A 16453-nucleotide genomic window follows, 5' to 3' on the forward strand; every position below is an offset into this window, starting at 1 on the left:
GCTCGTCTGCTGTTCAGACCATGCCCATCCTCTATCCATGGGTGGGTCACTTTTCAGCCTTCTCTCAAAGAGCGGCCGATGGTCCGCGCGTTGTGCGACAGCTTTACCCGCGATGCCGCAACAGCAACTGCGTCATCAATGCACGCAGCGCCGGTGGCCGCACCGGCTTGAGCAGGAAGCCCCAACCGTTCTCGGCAGCATGCGCCTTCAGCGCATCATCGCGCTCGGCAGTCACCAGGATCACTGGCGGCCGCGCCTGCCACAGCGTGCACAGCGCTTCATACAGGTCTGGTCCGTGCCACTGCCCCATGCGCACGTCCAGCAGCAACAGCTGCGGCACGTTCAACGCGCTGGCGATTTCCACCGCGCCCTGCGGGCCGTCGGCAAGTTCCACATTGCAGCCCCAGCGTTCCAGCAGGGCACGGGTCGCCGCACAGACATGCGGGTCATCATCGATGCTCCATACCCGACATTGGCGCAGTGGGCTGTCATCAGACGGCTCGGTCGCGATGACCGGCGCCGCCGGCGGTGCAATCACCTCGTCGGCGCGTCCGAGTGCCACGCTGACGGCGAATACGCTGCCCTTGCCCAGCGTGGAACGCAGGCTGATGCGGTGGCCGAGCAGGCGGCCGATGCGCTCGACGATGGCCAGGCCCAGGCCGGCGCCACGTTCCTGCTCCACGCCATCATTCAAGCGGCGGAATTCCTCGAAGATCTCGCCCTGCAGGCTTTCCGGAATGCCCGGGCCCTGGTCATGCACCTCGATGCGCAACTGGTCACCTGCGCGTCGGCAGCCGATCAGCACGCGTCCACGTGGCGTGTAGCGCAGCGCATTGGACAGGAAGTTCTGCAGGATGCGCCGCAGCAGCGCTTCGTCGCTGACCACAACCGCGTGAGTGTCAACCCAGTCAAGCTGCAGGCCACGGCTCTGTGCGGCGATGCCAAACTCGCGCGCCAGGGTTTCCAGTAAAGGCGAAAGCGCAAAAGCGCGCACGCGGACCTGCAACGATCCCGATTCCAGCCGCGAGATATCCAGCAGACTGTTGAGGATCGCATCCTGCGCTGCCAGTGCGGCGTCGATATGGTCACTGGTCTGCTGCTGCGCGGGGTCACTCAGCTTTCCGCGCAGCACCGACACGAACATGCGCGCGGCATTCAGCGGCTGCAGCAGGTCGTGCACCGCCGAGGCCACGAAGCGGGTCTTGTAGCGGTTGGCCTGTTCGGCTTCGCGGCGTGCTTCGTCCAGATCCTGGGTGCGTTCGGCCACGCGGTGTTCCAGCGCATCGGCCAGCGAGCGCAGTTCGCGTGCGGCGTTCTTGTAGCTGGTGATGTCGGCATAGCTGGTGACGAATCCACCATCGGGCAGCGGGTTGCCGCGGATCTCCAGCACCGTGCCGTCGTCCTTCTCGCTCTCGCGCATATGCGGGCGACCGCTGCGCAGGTGGGTCAGGCGCCGTTCGATGGCCTCGTCGATCGGACCGGGGCCCAACAGGCCACGACGTGCATTGAAACGGAACAGTTCTTCGATCGGGCGGCCCACCCGCACCAGCCCCGCCGGGAAACGGAACAGCTCCAGATAGCGAGAATTCCACGCCACCAGACGCTGCTCCTTGTCGATCACCACCACGCCCTGTGGCAGATGTTCGAGGCTGCGGCTCAAGCCGACGTCGGCGTCGGTGGCGGCTTCCAGCAGGCCATCCTGGGCGGTGCGCAGCTCCTGCGCGTGCTGTTTGAGCAGGGTTTCCAGTTCGCGTCGGCTGCGCTGGCGATGCTTGGACAGGCGGCGCCGTTGCTGCACGAACAACACCAGGAATCCCAGCGCCAGCCATGCGGCGGCGCCAGCCACGGCCGCGCCCCGGCCAGCGCTGGTGGCGGCGCTCGCGTCATGCAGCAGATGCAGGCTCCAGTCTTCGTCGGGCAGCGCCAGGGTCTGCCACAGCATTGCCTGCGGCAGTGGCGGGTCGAGCAGGCGGACCATGCGGCCGCCATCGGCCAGCACATCTTCGGTGCGTACGCGCAGCGGTTGCAGCGAGCGATCGGCATACTGCCGTGCCGCGCGCATCTCGTTGCGTTCCTCCGCGCCGAGCGGGCGCAGCAGGCGGTAGCGCCAGGCATCGCGGTTGGCCAGGAACACCACGTCGTGGTTGTCGCTGGTCAGCACCACGTCCGGGCTGTTCAACCATTCCTGTTCCAGCGCGGACAGCTCGATCTTGATCACGATCACGCCGATGCGCTGGCTGTCGGCGTCCAGGATGGCCTCGGACATGAAATAGCCGGGCACGCCGGTGGTCATGCCGATGCCGTAGAAACGGCCACGGCCATGAGCCAGTGCTTGCTGGTAGTAGGGGCGGTAGCTGTAATCCTCGCCGACGTTGCTGGTCGGCTGGTCCCAGTTGCTGGCAGCCACGGCCACGCCATCGCGGCCGACCAGGGTCAGCGTCGAGGTGCGGGTAACCTGGTTGGCGCGCTGCAGTTTCAGGTTCAGGCGTTGCCGCTCGGCGGGCGAGGGCGGTACCCGCAGTGCGTGCTGCAGGTCCGGATCCAGCGCCATCACCTGCGGCAGGGTGCCGAACCGGTCGATGCGCTGTTGCAGTCCCTGGCCATACAGCTGCAGCTGGCGCTGCACCTGTGCGCTTTCCGTGCCCAGGGCGCGACGCCAGGCGTAGTGGCCGGCGGCGACCGCGCACAGCACGGTGCCGGCCACCATCACCAGAATGGTCAGCAACTGCAGGCGGTGGCGGCTGAGCCAATACATGGCGGCAGTCTACGCAGGGCCGGCGGGCGCGGTGTACACGCCCGCCGGGATCTGACACGTGGAAGGGATCAGAAGTGCATCTGCGCGCGAAGTTCGAAGATCTCCGGGGTGCTGTGCATACCGCGACGGCTGGCGTCGACCTTCACGTAGTTGGCCTGGAACTTGAAGTGGCTGGTCAGGTACCAGTTCGCGCCCAGGGTCAGGTCGTGCTGGCGGCCGCCGAGGATGCTGCCGTCGTCCAGGTCCAGGCGGCTGTAGCGGGCCACCAGTTCCACCGCGCCGTAGTCGTGCGCCGGCTTGATGTTGGCAACGGCGCCGGCGTTGTACGGGCGCGATTCGCCGGTCAGCACCCAGCTGGCCATCGCGTACTGACCGTGGCCGGTGTAGTCGGGCTTGCCATCATTGCGGGTGACCGTCGCCTGCAGCGCTTCGGCCTGCAGCGAGAACGGACCGCGGATCCAGATACCTTCCAGGCCGGTGCGACGGATCTGGTCGGCGGTGACCAGCGCGCCCGAATCGACCAGGCGGATGTCGGTCAGGCCGGCTTCCGGACGGGCGCGCAGGCGCGCGCTGGCTTCATGATGCACGTCGCGGCCATCGTGGTAACCGCGCGGGTTTTCCTGCGAATAGGCCAGGCCCAGGTGGATCACATCGCCCGGTGCCTTTACCGGCGTCCACACCGCACGCACCGCCTGGGTGGTGCCGGGGTTGTCGCCCTGCAGGTCCTTGCCGCCATAGGCGCCGGCCTGCAGCAGGTACTGCGGACGCTCCAGCACCCATTCCACGCCGGTGCGGCGGCCTGCGTAGAACGCCTGCACGGGCAGCGCGGTCTCCAGGAAGCTGCCGGCGCGCGAAGAGGTGTTGGCGTCCAGGCCGACCGGGGTCTTCATGTAGCCGAAGCGGAAGCGGCCGACATCGCGGCCGAAGAACGCCTTGCTCTCGAAGCGCACGAACACGTCCAGCCAGGTATCGGCCTGGAAGTCGTAGTAGACCATCGCGTCGTACACGCCCTTCTTTTTCAGGGTCGCGCCGAATTCCTTGCGGCGCACCGCGTCGTCATCTTCGATGCCGCTGGCGGACGAGAAGTCGTTGTAGTCGTAGGCGATGTTGGCGGTAGCGGCCAGTTCGGTGCCGTCGCCGAAGGTGTACTTGGTCGGCCAGTTGTCGAAATCGGCAGCCGAAGCGAAGGCGGGAAGCGCCGCCAGGGAAAGGGCGAGCAAGGTGGGAATCGGGCGCATGATGGTGCGGCTCTCTCAGATGCGTGTGGACAGGACAACAACGGCCGCAATGGCCGGAACTTTCGCAATGACGCGCCCGGCCGTTCAGGTCGGGCCACCGGCATCCCCGCGATCAGCGGTGCGGCGCCAGTGTAGGCAGCGCAGCCACCTGAACCGGGGGGCTAGTACCAATAGGTTATCTGCGTGGCGGTGCGTGGCGCGTACAAAGGCGTCCATTGGTCGCACCCCTGTGCCTGCAATCGAGGGGCATGCGATCAGTTTCCACGGTAACGGTTCCCGTGCATTTCCGGGGCCGTACGTGCCTGAAAACGCCCCTTCCGGAGTCCGCCATGCACATCCCGACCGCTGCGCCGGTGCCCAGCAAGCCGTTGCCGCTCTACCGCCAGCTGTACTTCCAGGTGATCGTGGCGATCGTCCTGGGCGCTGTCCTCGGCCACTACGAGCCGCTGATCGGCGAGAAGATGAAGCCGCTCGGCGATGCCTTCATCAACCTGGTGAAGATGATCATCGCGCCGGTCATCTTCCTGACCATCGTCACCGGCATCGCCGGCATGACCCATCTGCGCACGGTGGGCCGGGTGTTCGCCAAGGCGATGGCGTACTTCCTGTTCTTCTCCACGCTGGCGCTGATCGTCGGCATGATCGTGGCGCACGTCGTGCAGCCCGGCGCCGGCATGAACATCAACCCGGCCGAGCTGGACCAGACCGCGGTGCACAGCTACGTCGAGAAGTCGCACGACCTGACCCTGGTCGGCTTCCTGATGGACATCATCCCGAAGACGCTGCTCAGTGCCTTCGTTGACGGCAACATCCTGCAGGTGCTGTTCGTGGCGGTGCTGTTCGGCATCGCGCTGGCCTCGGTGGGCGAGAAGGGCAAGCCGATCCAGAACTTCCTGGAAGCGCTGGTCGCCCCGGTGTTCAAGCTGGTGCACATCCTGATGAAGGCCGCGCCGATCGGTGCATTCGGTGCCATCGCCTTCACCATCGGCAAGTACGGCGTCGGCTCGCTGGTCAACCTGGCCTGGCTGGTCGGCTCGTTCTACCTCACCGCCTTCCTGTTCGTGGCGGTGATCCTGGGCGTGGTCTGCCGCCTGTGCGGCTTCTCGGTGTTCAAGCTGGCCCGATACCTGAAGGCCGAGCTGCTGCTGGTGCTGGGCACCTCGTCGTCGGAGTCGGCGCTGCCGTCGCTGATGGAGAAGATGGAACGTGCCGGCTGCAGCAAGTCGGTGGTCGGCCTGGTGGTTCCCACCGGCTACTCGTTCAACCTGGACGGCACCAACATCTACATGACCCTGGCCGCGCTGTTCATCGCCCAGGCCACCAACACCGAACTGACCCTGGGCCACCAGATCGCGCTGCTGCTGGTGGCGATGCTCAGCTCCAAGGGCGCGGCCGGCGTCACCGGTGCCGGCTTCATCACCCTGGCCGCCACCCTGGCGGTGGTGCCGGAAGTGCCGGTGGCCGGCATGGCGCTGATCCTGGGCGTGGATCGCTTCATGAGCGAATGCCGTTCGCTGACCAACTTCATCGGCAACGCGGTGGCCACGGTGGTGGTCTCGCGCTGGGAAGGTGCGCTGGACCGCGACCGCCTGAAGCTGGCGCTGGATGGTCGCGAAAGCGAACTGCCGCCGCCGGTCGATGCCGTGCCGCTGGCAATGACCGAGGCGCTGCCCGCCAAGGGCTGATCCGGGTGTGTGGTACTGCGGGGCCGGTCACGACAGTGGCACGGCCCCGCAGCGTTTCAAGGCGTCCCACGGCTGTCATCGCCAGCGCCGAAGCTGTGCTCTGATAACGTCGCATACGCCATGGAATTGTGCGGTCGCAGCATCACTGCGACAGCATAGCGACAGGTCCGACCGCTCCAACGGGGGTATGATCCCCTGTCCCTTCTGCCCATTCATGTAACCCACATCGATGTCCAACGAAGATTTCAAACAGGCCGCCCTCGATTACCACCGGATGTCTCCGCCCGGCAAGATCAAGGTTTCCGCTACCAAGCCCATGCTGACCCAGCGCGACCTGTCGCTGGCGTATTCGCCGGGCGTGGCGTACGCCTGTGAAGCGATCAAGGCCGATCCGCAGCAGGCCAGCGAGCTGACTGCCCGCGGCAACCTGGTGGCGGTGATCTCCAACGGCACTGCGGTGCTGGGCCTGGGCAACATCGGCGCACTGGCCGGCAAGCCGGTGATGGAAGGCAAGGGCGTGCTGTTCCAGAAGTTCGCCGGCATCGATGTGTTCGACATCGAAGTGGACGAGAACGACCCGGACAAGCTGGTCGACATCATCGCCTCGCTGGAGCCGACCTTCGGCGGCATCAACCTGGAAGACATCAAGGCACCGGAGTGCTTCATCGTCGAGCGCAAGCTGCGCGAGCGCATGAAGATCCCGGTGTTCCATGACGACCAGCACGGCACGGCGATCATCGTCGGCGCCGCGGTGCTGAACGCCATGGCGATCACCGGCAAGAAGATCGAAGAAGTGAAGCTGGCGACCACGGGCATGGGCGCGGCCGGCATTTCCTGCGTGAACATGCTGGTGCAGCTGGGCCTGAAGCCGGAGAACATCCTGGCCTTCGACCGCGAGGGCGTGATCCACACCGGCCGTACCGATCTGGACCCGGAAAAGCTGCGCTATGCGCGCGACACCGACAAGCGCACCCTGGCCGAGATCGTCGACGGCGCGGACATCTTCCTGGGCCTGTCGGCGCCGGGCATCCTGACCGCCGAGATGGTCAAGACGATGGCGCCGGACCCGGTGATCTTCGCGCTGGCCAACCCGACCCCGGAAATCATGCCGGAACTGGTGCGCGCTGCGCGTCCGGACGCGATCATCGGTACCGGCCGTTCGGACTACCCGAACCAGGTCAACAACGTGCTGTGCTTCCCGTACCTGTTCCGCGGTGCGCTGGACGTCGGCGCGACCGCGATCAACGAGGAAATGAAGATCGCCTGCGTGCGTGCTATCGCCGCGCTGGCCCGTCGCGCCGCCACCGACATGGGCTCGGCCTATGGCGGCGAGACCCCGAGCTTCGGCCGCGAGTACCTGATTCCGCGTCCGTTCGACCGCCGCCTGCTGGTGGAGCTCTCGGCTGCCGTGGCCCAGGCCGCGATGGATTCGGGCGTGGCGGCACGTCCGATCGCCGACATGGAAGCCTACCGGCAGAAGCTGTCGCAGTTCGTCTACCGCACCAGCCTGATGATGAAGCCGGTCTACGACCGCGCGCGCAGCGACAAGCAGCGCGTGGTGTATGCCGAAGGCGAAGAGGAAGTGGTGCTGCAGGCGGTGCAGAACGTGGTCGATGACGGCCTGGCACATCCGATCCTGATCGGTCGCCCGGAAGTGATCGAATCGCGCATCGAACGCCTCGGCCTGCGCCTGAAGATCGGCGAGAACATTGAAGTCACCAACATCAATGACGACCCGCGCTTCAACGAATACTGGCAGTACTACCACGGCCTGACCGGCCGTCGTGGCGTCACCGTGGCCGCCGCCAAGAACCTGATGCGTTCGCGGCCGACCCTGATCGCCGCCGTGATGGTGGCCCGTGGCGAAGCCGATGCGATGCTGACCGGCATCGTCGGCCGCTTCCACAAGAAGCTGGGTTACGTGCGCAGCGTGCTGCCGCTGGAATCGAAGGTCACCTCGACCTCGGCGATGACCGGCGTGATCAACCAGCAGGGCGTGTTCTTCTTCGTCGACACCCACGTGCAGGAAGACCCGACCGCAGAGCAGCTGTGCGAAGCGACCCTGCAGGCGGCGTACCGCATGAAGCTGTTCGGCGTCGAGCCGAAGGTGGCACTGCTGTCGCACTCCAACTTCGGCAGCCACGATTCGAAGGATGCGCTGAAGATGCGCCAGGTGCGCGAGCTGCTGCTCAAGCGCAACCCGCGTCTGAACGTAGACGGCGAAATGCAGGGTGATACCGCATGGGATGAAGCCCTGCGCCAGAAGCTGCTGCCGGGCTCGACCCTGCAGGGCCGTGCCAACCTGTTCGTGCTGCCGAACCTGGAAGCGGCCAACATCGCCTACAACCTGGTGCGCGTGTTCACCGATGGCGTGGCGATCGGCCCGATCCTGATGGGCGTGAACAAGCCGGTGCACATCCTGACCACCAGCGCGACCTCGCGCCGGATCCTGAACATGACCGCGATTGCCGCCGTCGATGCGCAGATCCGCAAGCAGATCGAAGCGGAAAAGAAGGCGTAAGCCTTCGTTCCGCTGCGATCTGCAGAAACGCGCCCTTCGGGGCGCGTTTCTGTTTCCGCAACGCGGAAACCGGATCGGGTAGCGCCGGGCCATGCCCGGCGAGCGCGCAGCGCGGCGCTTCTCGCATTCCGCCGGGCGTGGCCCGGCGCTACCGGAGAACTGCAGCCGCCCGGTAATCGCCCTGCAACCTCGCTGCGGCCCAATACGCCCACGCGGCCTGGCCGTGGGAAGGGACCGGACCGGCCTTCCCACCCTGGGCCCGACCAACTTTCCATGGGCGGAGCAGTGTCATGCGCAGTCGAGTGAGCAAGCGGTATTTCCAGCAGTTGTTCGCGCTGTACGCCGGTTTCGTGCAATCGCGTTGAAGGCTGCCGGGGCATCGCCCCGGCAACGTTGAACTTACCGCCGCTTCGCGCGTCGTGCGGGCGGCGGCGCAGGGGCCGGGGAGCGCGGCTTGGCGTACTCCGTCCACAGCGCCGGCAGGGTCTTGCCGGTGTGCTTCTGCCACAGCGCGGGTGCATAGCGCCCGTCGCGCAGATCCTTGTCCAGTGCCAGCACCAGTCCCGGGTGCGCCGCTTCGGCCCACTTCAGGAAAGCACCGGTCACCCGATAGCCACTTTCCACCGTCTGGCCCTGGCTCAGCTTGTCCGGCAACGCCCAGCCCGCAGCGGCGTTGTTCATGCCGTAGCGATCGCGTGCGTAGTCGGCGATGCCCTCCACCAGCCAGCCCGGCACGCGCTTGTCGCCGTAGCTGGGGTAGCCCTGCACGATGTGCATTGCTTCGTGGGTCACCAGATCGATGTCATCCGGGTGCTGGGCCAGCCAGCCCGGATTGATGGTGATGGTGCTGGCCTTGTCCTTGTCGCCGACGAAGGCGACGCCGTTGTACGCCGGATCGATCACGATGCGCACTTCGTTCGGCGCGGCCGGGCGGAAGTCCGCACGCTCGCGCAGGTAGGCGAAGTAGAACGTATCGATGATGCGCTTGCGCACCGGCGCGGCCAGCGCACCGGTGGCGTCCTGGTAGTACAGCGTTACCCCGTCACGGCTGACTTGGCCATCGAAGGCCTGGGTCTGCGGCTGTGCTTGGCTGAGACTTGGAAATACAAGGGCGGCAAGAGCGAGGGGGAGGAAACGTAGGCGCATGGACGTCATTGTAGGGGGGAGGGCGCCAACAGTTCGATCTCGGCCAGCTGCAGGCGCCCCGGCGCAGCCAGGCGCAGACGGTACTCGGCGTAGCGTGAGGGCGAAGCGATACGGAACGGGCGGGTCTGCCGGGCCGAGGTGAAATCTTCTCCGCGGCGCTGGTCCAGCGTTACCCAACGCCCATTGCCGGCACGTGCTTCCAGCGTCCATTCGCCGCCGCGGATAGCGGCATCACCGCTGGTCAGCGTATACATCGTCGGTACGCCATCGCCCACGTGGCTCAGCGCGATGGTCGCGCCACCACCCAGCGGCACTGCCGTCGTGGCATCGTCGTCCATCAGCGCGGGCAGGGCGCGACCGTCGGCCAGCGTTGCCTGTGCGCCGCCACCCAGAAGATCGTGCAGCAATTGCGGTCGCTGGCCACGCGCGGTCAGCGAGCGCGGCACATCATCCACGCCGCTGCCCCAGCGTGACGGCTGCGGGCCCATCACGAAGTCCAGGGTCGCTCCCTTGGCGATCACCTCGTGCGGCACCCAGGTCTTCGTCCACGGCTTGCCGTTGATCTTCAGCGACTGCACGTACACGTTCTCACGCGAATTCTGCGCTGCATTGACGGTCAATACCGCGCCGCCCTGCAGTTCGACGCGCGCATGCTGGAACGCCGGCGAACCAATCGCGTACTCCGGCGCGCCCATCCGCAGCGGATACAGGCCCAGCGAGGCCAGCACGTACCACGCTGAGGTCTCGCCGTTGTCCTCGTCGCCCGGATAGCCCTGGCCGATCTCGCTGCCGACGTACAGCCGCGACAGGATCTCGCGCACATGCTGCTGGGTCTTCCACGGCTGTCCGGCATACAGGTACATCCACGGGATGTGGTGTGCCGGCTGGTTGCTGTGCGCGTACATGCCCATGCGCACATCGCGCGCTTCGGTCATCTCGTGGATGGTGCCGCCGTAGGAGCCGGCGAACGCGGCGTCGGCGGTTTCCGGCGTGGCGAAGAAGGTGTCGAGCTTGGCGGCCAGCTTGTCGCGGCCACCGTACAGCGCGGCCAGGCCTTCGCCATCGTGCGCGGCGGTGAAGGCGAACGTCCAGCCATTGGATTCGGTGTAGTCGTGGCCCCACACGCGCGGGTCGTAATCCTTGGCCTGCAGGCGCCAGCTGCCATCGGGCTTGCGGCCCTGGAAGAAGCCGGCGGCCGGATCGAACATCGTCGCGTAGCTGGCGGCGCGGTAGCGGAAGTAGTCGGCTTCGGTGGTGTAGCGTTCGCGCGCGGACGATGTCGTCGCGCGCTTGGCCAGCGCTTCGGCCATGTTGGCGATGCCGAAATCATTGAGCGCCCCTTCCATCGTCCACGACATGCCCTCGTGCACGTCGGCGCTGGCATAGCCGCGGAACGTTGAGCGGTCCATGCCCTTGCGGCCGACATGGCGGTCCGGCGGTACCACGGTGGCGTTCTTCAGCGCTGCGGCATAGGCCTCTTCGGGATCGAAACCGCCGATACCCTTCAGCCACGCATCGGCGAAGGCCACATCCGAACTGGTGCCGACCATCAGGTCCGCGTAGCCGGGCGAGGACCAGCGCGCGATCCAGCCACCGGCGCGGTACTGCTCGATGAAACCCTGTACCAGCTGCCCGGCATCTTCCGGGGTGAACAGCGCATACGCCGGCCAGGTGGTGCGGAACGTGTCCCAGAAGCCGTTGTTGACGAAGACCTTGCCGTCGCGCACCGGTGCGAAGCTGCGCGTCGCGCTGCCGTCGGTGTTGTCATCGGCGGCGCTGGCTTGGCTGGCATAGCGCCATTCGGGAACGGCGGCGGTGCCCGCATTCTCGTGGCCGGAATTGGGATACAGGTACAGCCGGTACAGGCTGGAGTACAGCGTGGTCTTCTGGTCGTCGCTGGCGTTGCCGATGTCAAAGCGGGCCAGGCGCGCATCCCACGCATCCTGTGCACGCCCGGCCACGCTTTCCAGCGTATCGGCTGCGGCGATCTCCAGCGCCAGGTTGTGGCGCGCCTGCTCGACGGAGATCAGCGAGGTGGCGATGCGCATCGTCACCCGTTGCTCGCTGCCTGCGTCGAACTTGATGTAGCCGGTCGGGCGGCCGGTACTGATCTGGCCGCTGCTGCGCCACGGCTTGTCGAAGCTGGCCACCACATACATGCGGGTGGCGCCGTTGGACAGGCCGCTACGGGTATCGGTGTAGCCGGACAACGTCTGCGTGGCGGCATCAAGGGTCAGCCCACCACGCGCATCGACGTTGTCGAACAGCAGGTTGGCGTCGCCGCCTGTGGGGAAATCGAAGCGGAACAGCGCGGCATGGTCGGTGGGGGCGATGGATGCGGCGATGCCGTTGTCGAAGCGCACGTCGTAGCGATACGGGCGCGCGCTTTCCTGTGCGCGGTCGAAGGGCAGTGCACGCTTGCTGCGATCAGCTTCAGGCACACCGCGCGTGGCGGAGGGCATCACCTGGAAGGTCTGGCGGTCGCCCATCCAGGGGCTGGGCTGGTGGCTCAGGGCGAGCGCCTGCAGCTGCGGCCGGTTCTTCGCATCGTTCTGCTCGTTCCAGCGGTACAGCCAGTTCAGTGCGCCGGCATCGGTCACCGGCGTCCAGAAGTTGAAGCCGTGCGGTACAGCGGTAGCTGGGAAGTTGTTGCCGCGCGAGAAAGTGCCATTGGCCTGGGTTCCGCGCGTGGTCAACACCCAGTCGGAGACACGCTGCGGTGCCTGCTGTGGCTGCACGTCCAGGCGCACGTCGTCGATCCAGCCCGACACGGGGGCGCCATCGGCGCTGGCCACCTCGAGCTCGATGCCGATCACGCGGCGGCCGTTCAACGCGGGCACATCACCAAGGCGTACCGCCTTGCGCGCCCACTGCTGCGGATACAGCGTCTTCGAGTCGCCCTGCGCCTGTGCGCCCAGCGCCACGCCGTGCTGGTCGCGCGCGCCGCTGGCGGATACGCGGCTGCCATCGTCCAGCAGCAGGTCCAGCGAGACATAGGTGGAGGCCACGGTGTCCTTGCCGACGATCTCCGGCAGTACCAGCCAGGACAGCGTGGTGTCGGTGTCGATGGGCAGATCGGTCTTGAACAGTTCGCGGCGCGCCTGGCCGCCATTGGCGCTGTAGTGCAACGCATGCAGGCCGCTGTAGCCGACGTTGCGCTTGGCCGCGTACGGCGCGCCGGGGCCGCTGCCGACTTCAACGGACAGCGCGCCAGCGGATCTGGCCGGTGCCGGCTCGCCCGGCTCGAAGGAGGTCTGCAGCCCTTGCGCCAGCACCGGTGTCGCAGTGGTCGCACAGGCCAGGGCCAGGGCGAGCGGAAGCAGGGCGCGGCGTGGATCGGACAGGGTCATGCAGGGTCTCCCGGTAGGGCAGGCGGCAGGCAGAACCCGCATCGGCGAACACCACGGACAGCATCGCCCCACCCGCCACGGGGCAGTCGGGAGGCGATGCAGGTCCGGTGGGGGGCGGGCCATGCGATCGGGTCAGGAATGGATCGGACCCGATGCTGCAACAGCTGGCAGCGCCCTGACAAGTGCCATTTAGTTCGATCCAAATGCGGGAAATTCGCACGAAGACCGGTTCTGCACGGAACTGACTGGTGCGCTTGGGGATTTCCTGCCGCCGTAGCTCGGCGCCGCCGCCTGGGCGTGGGCAGGGCGGTTGCATGGCGGGGCCAGGGCGTGGGGGTAAAGCTGGCCGCCGCGCGCAGCGGCCACGCCGCGCACGGTGTTTGCCGGGCCCAGATGCTAGAATTGCAGGCCTCGCAATCCGTTCATCGACATCCGCCATGAGCCATACCGCCACCGCGCCCGCCAACGCCGAAAAGCGCTACACCGTGCACCGCAGCGATCTGCCGCTGAGCTGCCCGACTCCGGAAATGGCGCTCTGGAACTCGCATCCGCGGGTGTACCTGCCGATCGAAGACGAACCCAACGGGCAAGCGCAGTGTGCTTACTGCGGCGCCGTGTTCGTGCTGGCCGACTAAGCGGCCGCCCCCTCGATGCGCCGATTGACCGTGGTGCAGTTGCTGCCGGCGCTGCACTCCGGCGGCGTCGAGCGCTCGACCCTTGAAATCGCCGCGGCCCTGGTCGCTGCCGGCCATCGCGCGCTGGTGGTGTCGGCCGGCGGTCGCCTGGTGCAGCCGCTGCTCGACAGCGGTGCCGAGCATCTGACCCTGGATATCGGCCGCAAGTCGCTGCTGACGCTGCGCCATCTGCCCACGCTGCGTCGCTTGTTCACCGAAGTGGGCGCCGACATTGTCCACGCCCGTTCGCGCCTGCCGGCGTGGCTGGGGCTGTATGCGATCCGTGCGATGCAGCCGGCGCAGCGCCCGCATTGGGTCACTACCGTGCATGGGCTGAATTCGCCCGGCCGCTACAGCGCGGTGATGACCAGCGGCGAACGCGTGATCTGTGTATCCAACAGCGTGCGCGACTACGTGCACACGCATTACCCCACGGTGGCCCGCGACAGGCTGCAGGTGATCCCGCGTGGGGTGGATGTCAGCCAGTTCCCGCGTGTGGCACGCGCCGATCGACGGCCTCGGCTGGCGCTGGCGGCGGACTATCCCTGGCTGGCCCAGGTCGATGGACCGCTGTTGCTGCTGCCCGGTCGCGGCACCCGGCTGAAAGGCCACGCCCACGCGCTGCAGTTGCTGGCCGATGTCCGTGCAGCGGGCGTGCCGGCGCAGCTGTGGATGCTGGGCACCGACGAGCCTGGCCGCGAAGCCTATGTGGCAGAGCTGCGCAGGCAGGCAGATATGCTTGGCGTGACCGGGGCCGTGCACATCAGCACGCCGACTGCGCGCATCGCCCAGGCGTACGCGGCCAGCGATCTGGTACTGCAGCTGTCGGACAAGCCGGAGGCCTTCGGTCGCACTGTGGTCGAAGCGTTGTCGGTCGGCAGGCCGGTGCTGGGCTGGAACCACGGCGGCGTCGGCGAACTGCTGCAGCAACTGCAGCCCAGTGGTGCCGTGCCGCTGGGCAATGCGCAGCTGTTGGGTGAACGTGCGCTGGCGCTGCTGGCCCAGCCGCCATCGCTGCCGGGCCGTATCCCGTTTACCCTGCAGGCCATGCAGCGCGATACCCTCCGCCTTTATGCCGACCTCGCTGGCTGACGCCACGCCGACCCTGCGCGACGAGCGCGCTGGCCGCTGGGCACCCTGGTGGGTGCTGGCCTACGTCGCGTTGTGGCCGCTGCCAGGCATTGCCGAAACGGTGCTGGGCCTGGGAGCCTTGTACGCCGCCGCACGCATGGTCATCCGCCGGGTACAGCATCGACCGCATCTGCTGAGCCCGGCAGCGTGGGCGCTGACATCGATTCTTTTCCTTGGCTACTGGTTGCCACAGGCGTTCTCGGCCTTCGATGCCGTCGACCCGTCGGCGTCGTGGACCAAGGCGGCGGCCGGGCTGCGCTATCTGCCTTTCATGTGGCTGGTGGCGATCGCCGTGGCCACCCCGCAGCGGCGGCGCTTGACCCTGGGCGGACTGGCGGTGATCACCGGGCTGTGGACGCTCGATGCGCTGGTGCAGGCACTGGCAGGCACCAGCCCCTGGTTCTGGTCGCTGCAGCAGCTCAAGCTGGCCATCAGCGGCCACGCGTTGTGCCCGGCCGATGAAGCCGCGCTGGCTGATCGTCTCAGCGGGGCGCTTGGGCCGTGCAACCTGAAATTCGGCCAGGTGCTGGCCAGCCTTTCGCCGTTCCTGTTGTTGCCGGTGGCGCGCCGTTTCGGCAATGCGGGCTGGTTGCTGGCTGCTGCTGCGGTGGGCGTGGTGCTGTTGCTGGCCGGCTCCCGTGCCTCATGGATCACCTTCGGCCTGGTGGTTGTCTACAGCGGCGTGCGCCAACTGGGGTGGAAGCGGTTGGGCTTGCTGGCGCTTGTGGGTGTTCTCTCGGCGGGCGCACTGACTGCCAGCGTGCCGCAGCTGCGGGAGCGTGTGGCGCGCACGGCAATGGCCTGGGGCGATGGCGAGGACGGGGTCGAACAGGCACTGTCCGGTCGTACCCGCATCTGGAGCGCGGCGGCCTGCATGATCGAAGCGCATCCGATCAATGGTGTCGGTGCACGTGGCTTCCGCGATGCCTATCCCCATTGCGTTGCGGATGAAGGGCCGGCGGTGTGGGGCACGATGCCGGCGCTGCACGCCCACCAGATCGTGCTGGAAATCCTTGCCGAGACCGGTGTGCTTGGCCTGTTGCTGTGGCTGGCAGCGGTGGCGCAGGCATGGCGTGCATGGCGCTTCGCGCCGGCAGCGGCGCGTGAGCGTGCACGGCCGGCGATGCTGGCATTGGCGGTTACCGTGTTCCCGCTCAATACCCACCTGGCGTTCTATTCCGCGTTCTGGGGCGGCCTGACCGTGCTGCTGGCCGCGCTGTTCGTCGGCACGTTGCTGGCGCGCGAACCGGACGATCTGCCGCGCGCCGCGTAATGTCCGCATCCACGCATGGCGTGGATCTACCGGAGTGCGCGGGGACATTGGTCGTGTCTGATCAGTAGATCCACGCCATGCGTGGATGGGCTTTCCCATGAACATTGGCCGTCGTCGCGGCTTTTCCCGACCTGCCGCGAGGTGGTCCGCCAATGCACGCAGGGTCGCGCAACCCGCAGTCTGTGCCCATGGCCAGCCCCAGACTCCGTTACGGTCGCTACTCCCGCACAGGCAACATCTATTCCCTGACCACGGCGACCCACGGCCGTGCCCCCTTGTTCGCCGATGCCGCCAACGTGGCGGTCCTGGTCGATACCCTGCGCTTCATCGAACGCAATGCCTTCAGCCACAGCCTCGCCTGGGTGGTGATGCCCGACCACCTGCATTGGTTGATGGAACTGCAGAAGGGAACGCTGGCCCAGTGCATGGCCGTGCTCAAATCACGCAGCAGTCGGCTGCTGAACCGGCAACTGGGACAGAAAGGGCCGCTGTGGCAGCACGGCTACCACGACCATGCGGTACGCACCGATGAATCCCTTCATGAAAAGGCGATGTACATCCTGGCCAATCCGGTGCGGGCCGGACTGGCCGGCGAGTTGGGGGAATACCCCCACGCCTGGTGTCGTTGGCCGTTGTAGATTCCGGCATCGGAACGGAGAGCATCCACGCATGGCGTGGAT

Annotated in this window: 10 protein-coding genes; 6 read left to right on the top strand and 4 right to left on the bottom strand. The window is 66.9% G+C overall.

Features of this window, described 5'->3' with window-relative positions; genetic code table 11:
* Positions 1 to 103: 103 nt before the first annotated feature.
* Positions 104 to 2755: a hybrid sensor histidine kinase/response regulator gene (locus AC27VL_RS11395; RefSeq protein WP_488766466.1), complete on the bottom strand. Its 2652-nt coding sequence runs from the start codon at positions 2753 to 2755 to the stop codon at positions 104 to 106.
* A 68-nt stretch (positions 2756 to 2823) separates the two neighbouring features.
* Positions 2824 to 3993 (bottom strand): OprO/OprP family phosphate-selective porin, encoded by a 1170-nt coding sequence (locus AC27VL_RS11400; RefSeq protein WP_488766467.1) that lies wholly within the window; start codon positions 3991 to 3993, stop codon positions 2824 to 2826.
* Positions 3994 to 4322: 329 nt separating this feature from the next.
* Here AC27VL_RS11400 and AC27VL_RS11405 point away from each other — a divergent pair, with 329 nt between their 5' ends.
* Complete coding sequence (locus AC27VL_RS11405) at positions 4323 to 5678, top strand: dicarboxylate/amino acid:cation symporter (RefSeq protein ID WP_099820994.1); 1356 nt, start codon at positions 4323 to 4325, stop codon at positions 5676 to 5678.
* Positions 5679 to 5907: 229 nt separating this feature from the next.
* Positions 5908 to 8199 carry an NADP-dependent malic enzyme gene (locus AC27VL_RS11410; protein WP_025874126.1) on the top strand — a complete coding sequence of 764 codons (2292 nt, stop codon included), beginning with the start codon at positions 5908 to 5910 and terminating at the stop codon, positions 8197 to 8199.
* Between the two features lie 399 nt (positions 8200 to 8598).
* Here the strand turns inward: AC27VL_RS11410 and AC27VL_RS11415 are convergent, their stop codons facing one another.
* Both AC27VL_RS11415 and AC27VL_RS11420 read right to left on the bottom strand, forming a co-directional pair.
* Complete coding sequence (locus AC27VL_RS11415) at positions 8599 to 9354, bottom strand: basic secretory protein-like protein (protein WP_100553508.1); 756 nt, start codon at positions 9352 to 9354, stop codon at positions 8599 to 8601.
* Positions 9351 to 12695 (bottom strand): GH92 family glycosyl hydrolase, encoded by a 3345-nt coding sequence (locus tag AC27VL_RS11420; protein WP_488766470.1) that lies wholly within the window; start codon positions 12693 to 12695, stop codon positions 9351 to 9353. The genes AC27VL_RS11415 and AC27VL_RS11420 overlap by 4 nt, the downstream gene beginning before the upstream one ends.
* A 437-nt stretch (positions 12696 to 13132) precedes the next feature.
* Here AC27VL_RS11420 and AC27VL_RS11425 point away from each other — a divergent pair, with 437 nt between their 5' ends.
* The 4 genes from AC27VL_RS11425 (at position 13133) to AC27VL_RS11440 (ending at position 16411) form a co-directional block, all read left to right on the top strand.
* On the top strand, positions 13133 to 13330 hold the full coding sequence (locus tag AC27VL_RS11425) for a zinc-finger domain-containing protein (protein ID WP_025874129.1): 198 nt from the start codon (positions 13133 to 13135) through the stop codon (positions 13328 to 13330).
* Between the two features lie 15 nt (positions 13331 to 13345).
* Positions 13346 to 14461, top strand: coding sequence for a glycosyltransferase (locus AC27VL_RS11430; RefSeq protein WP_100553506.1), 1116 nt, complete (start codon positions 13346 to 13348; stop codon positions 14459 to 14461).
* The gene (locus AC27VL_RS11435; protein WP_488766473.1) at positions 14442 to 15773 is read left to right on the top strand and encodes an O-antigen ligase family protein; all 1332 of its coding nucleotides are present in this window, start codon (positions 14442 to 14444) and stop codon (positions 15771 to 15773) included. The genes AC27VL_RS11430 and AC27VL_RS11435 overlap by 20 nt, the downstream gene beginning before the upstream one ends.
* Positions 15774 to 15961: 188 nt before the next feature.
* Positions 15962 to 16411, top strand: a complete 450-nt coding sequence (locus tag AC27VL_RS11440) for an REP-associated tyrosine transposase (protein WP_100553504.1) — start codon at positions 15962 to 15964, stop codon at positions 16409 to 16411.
* Positions 16412 to 16453 lie beyond the last annotated feature (42 nt).

This window comes from Stenotrophomonas sp. 14P6.2.3 (assembly GCF_057799055.1).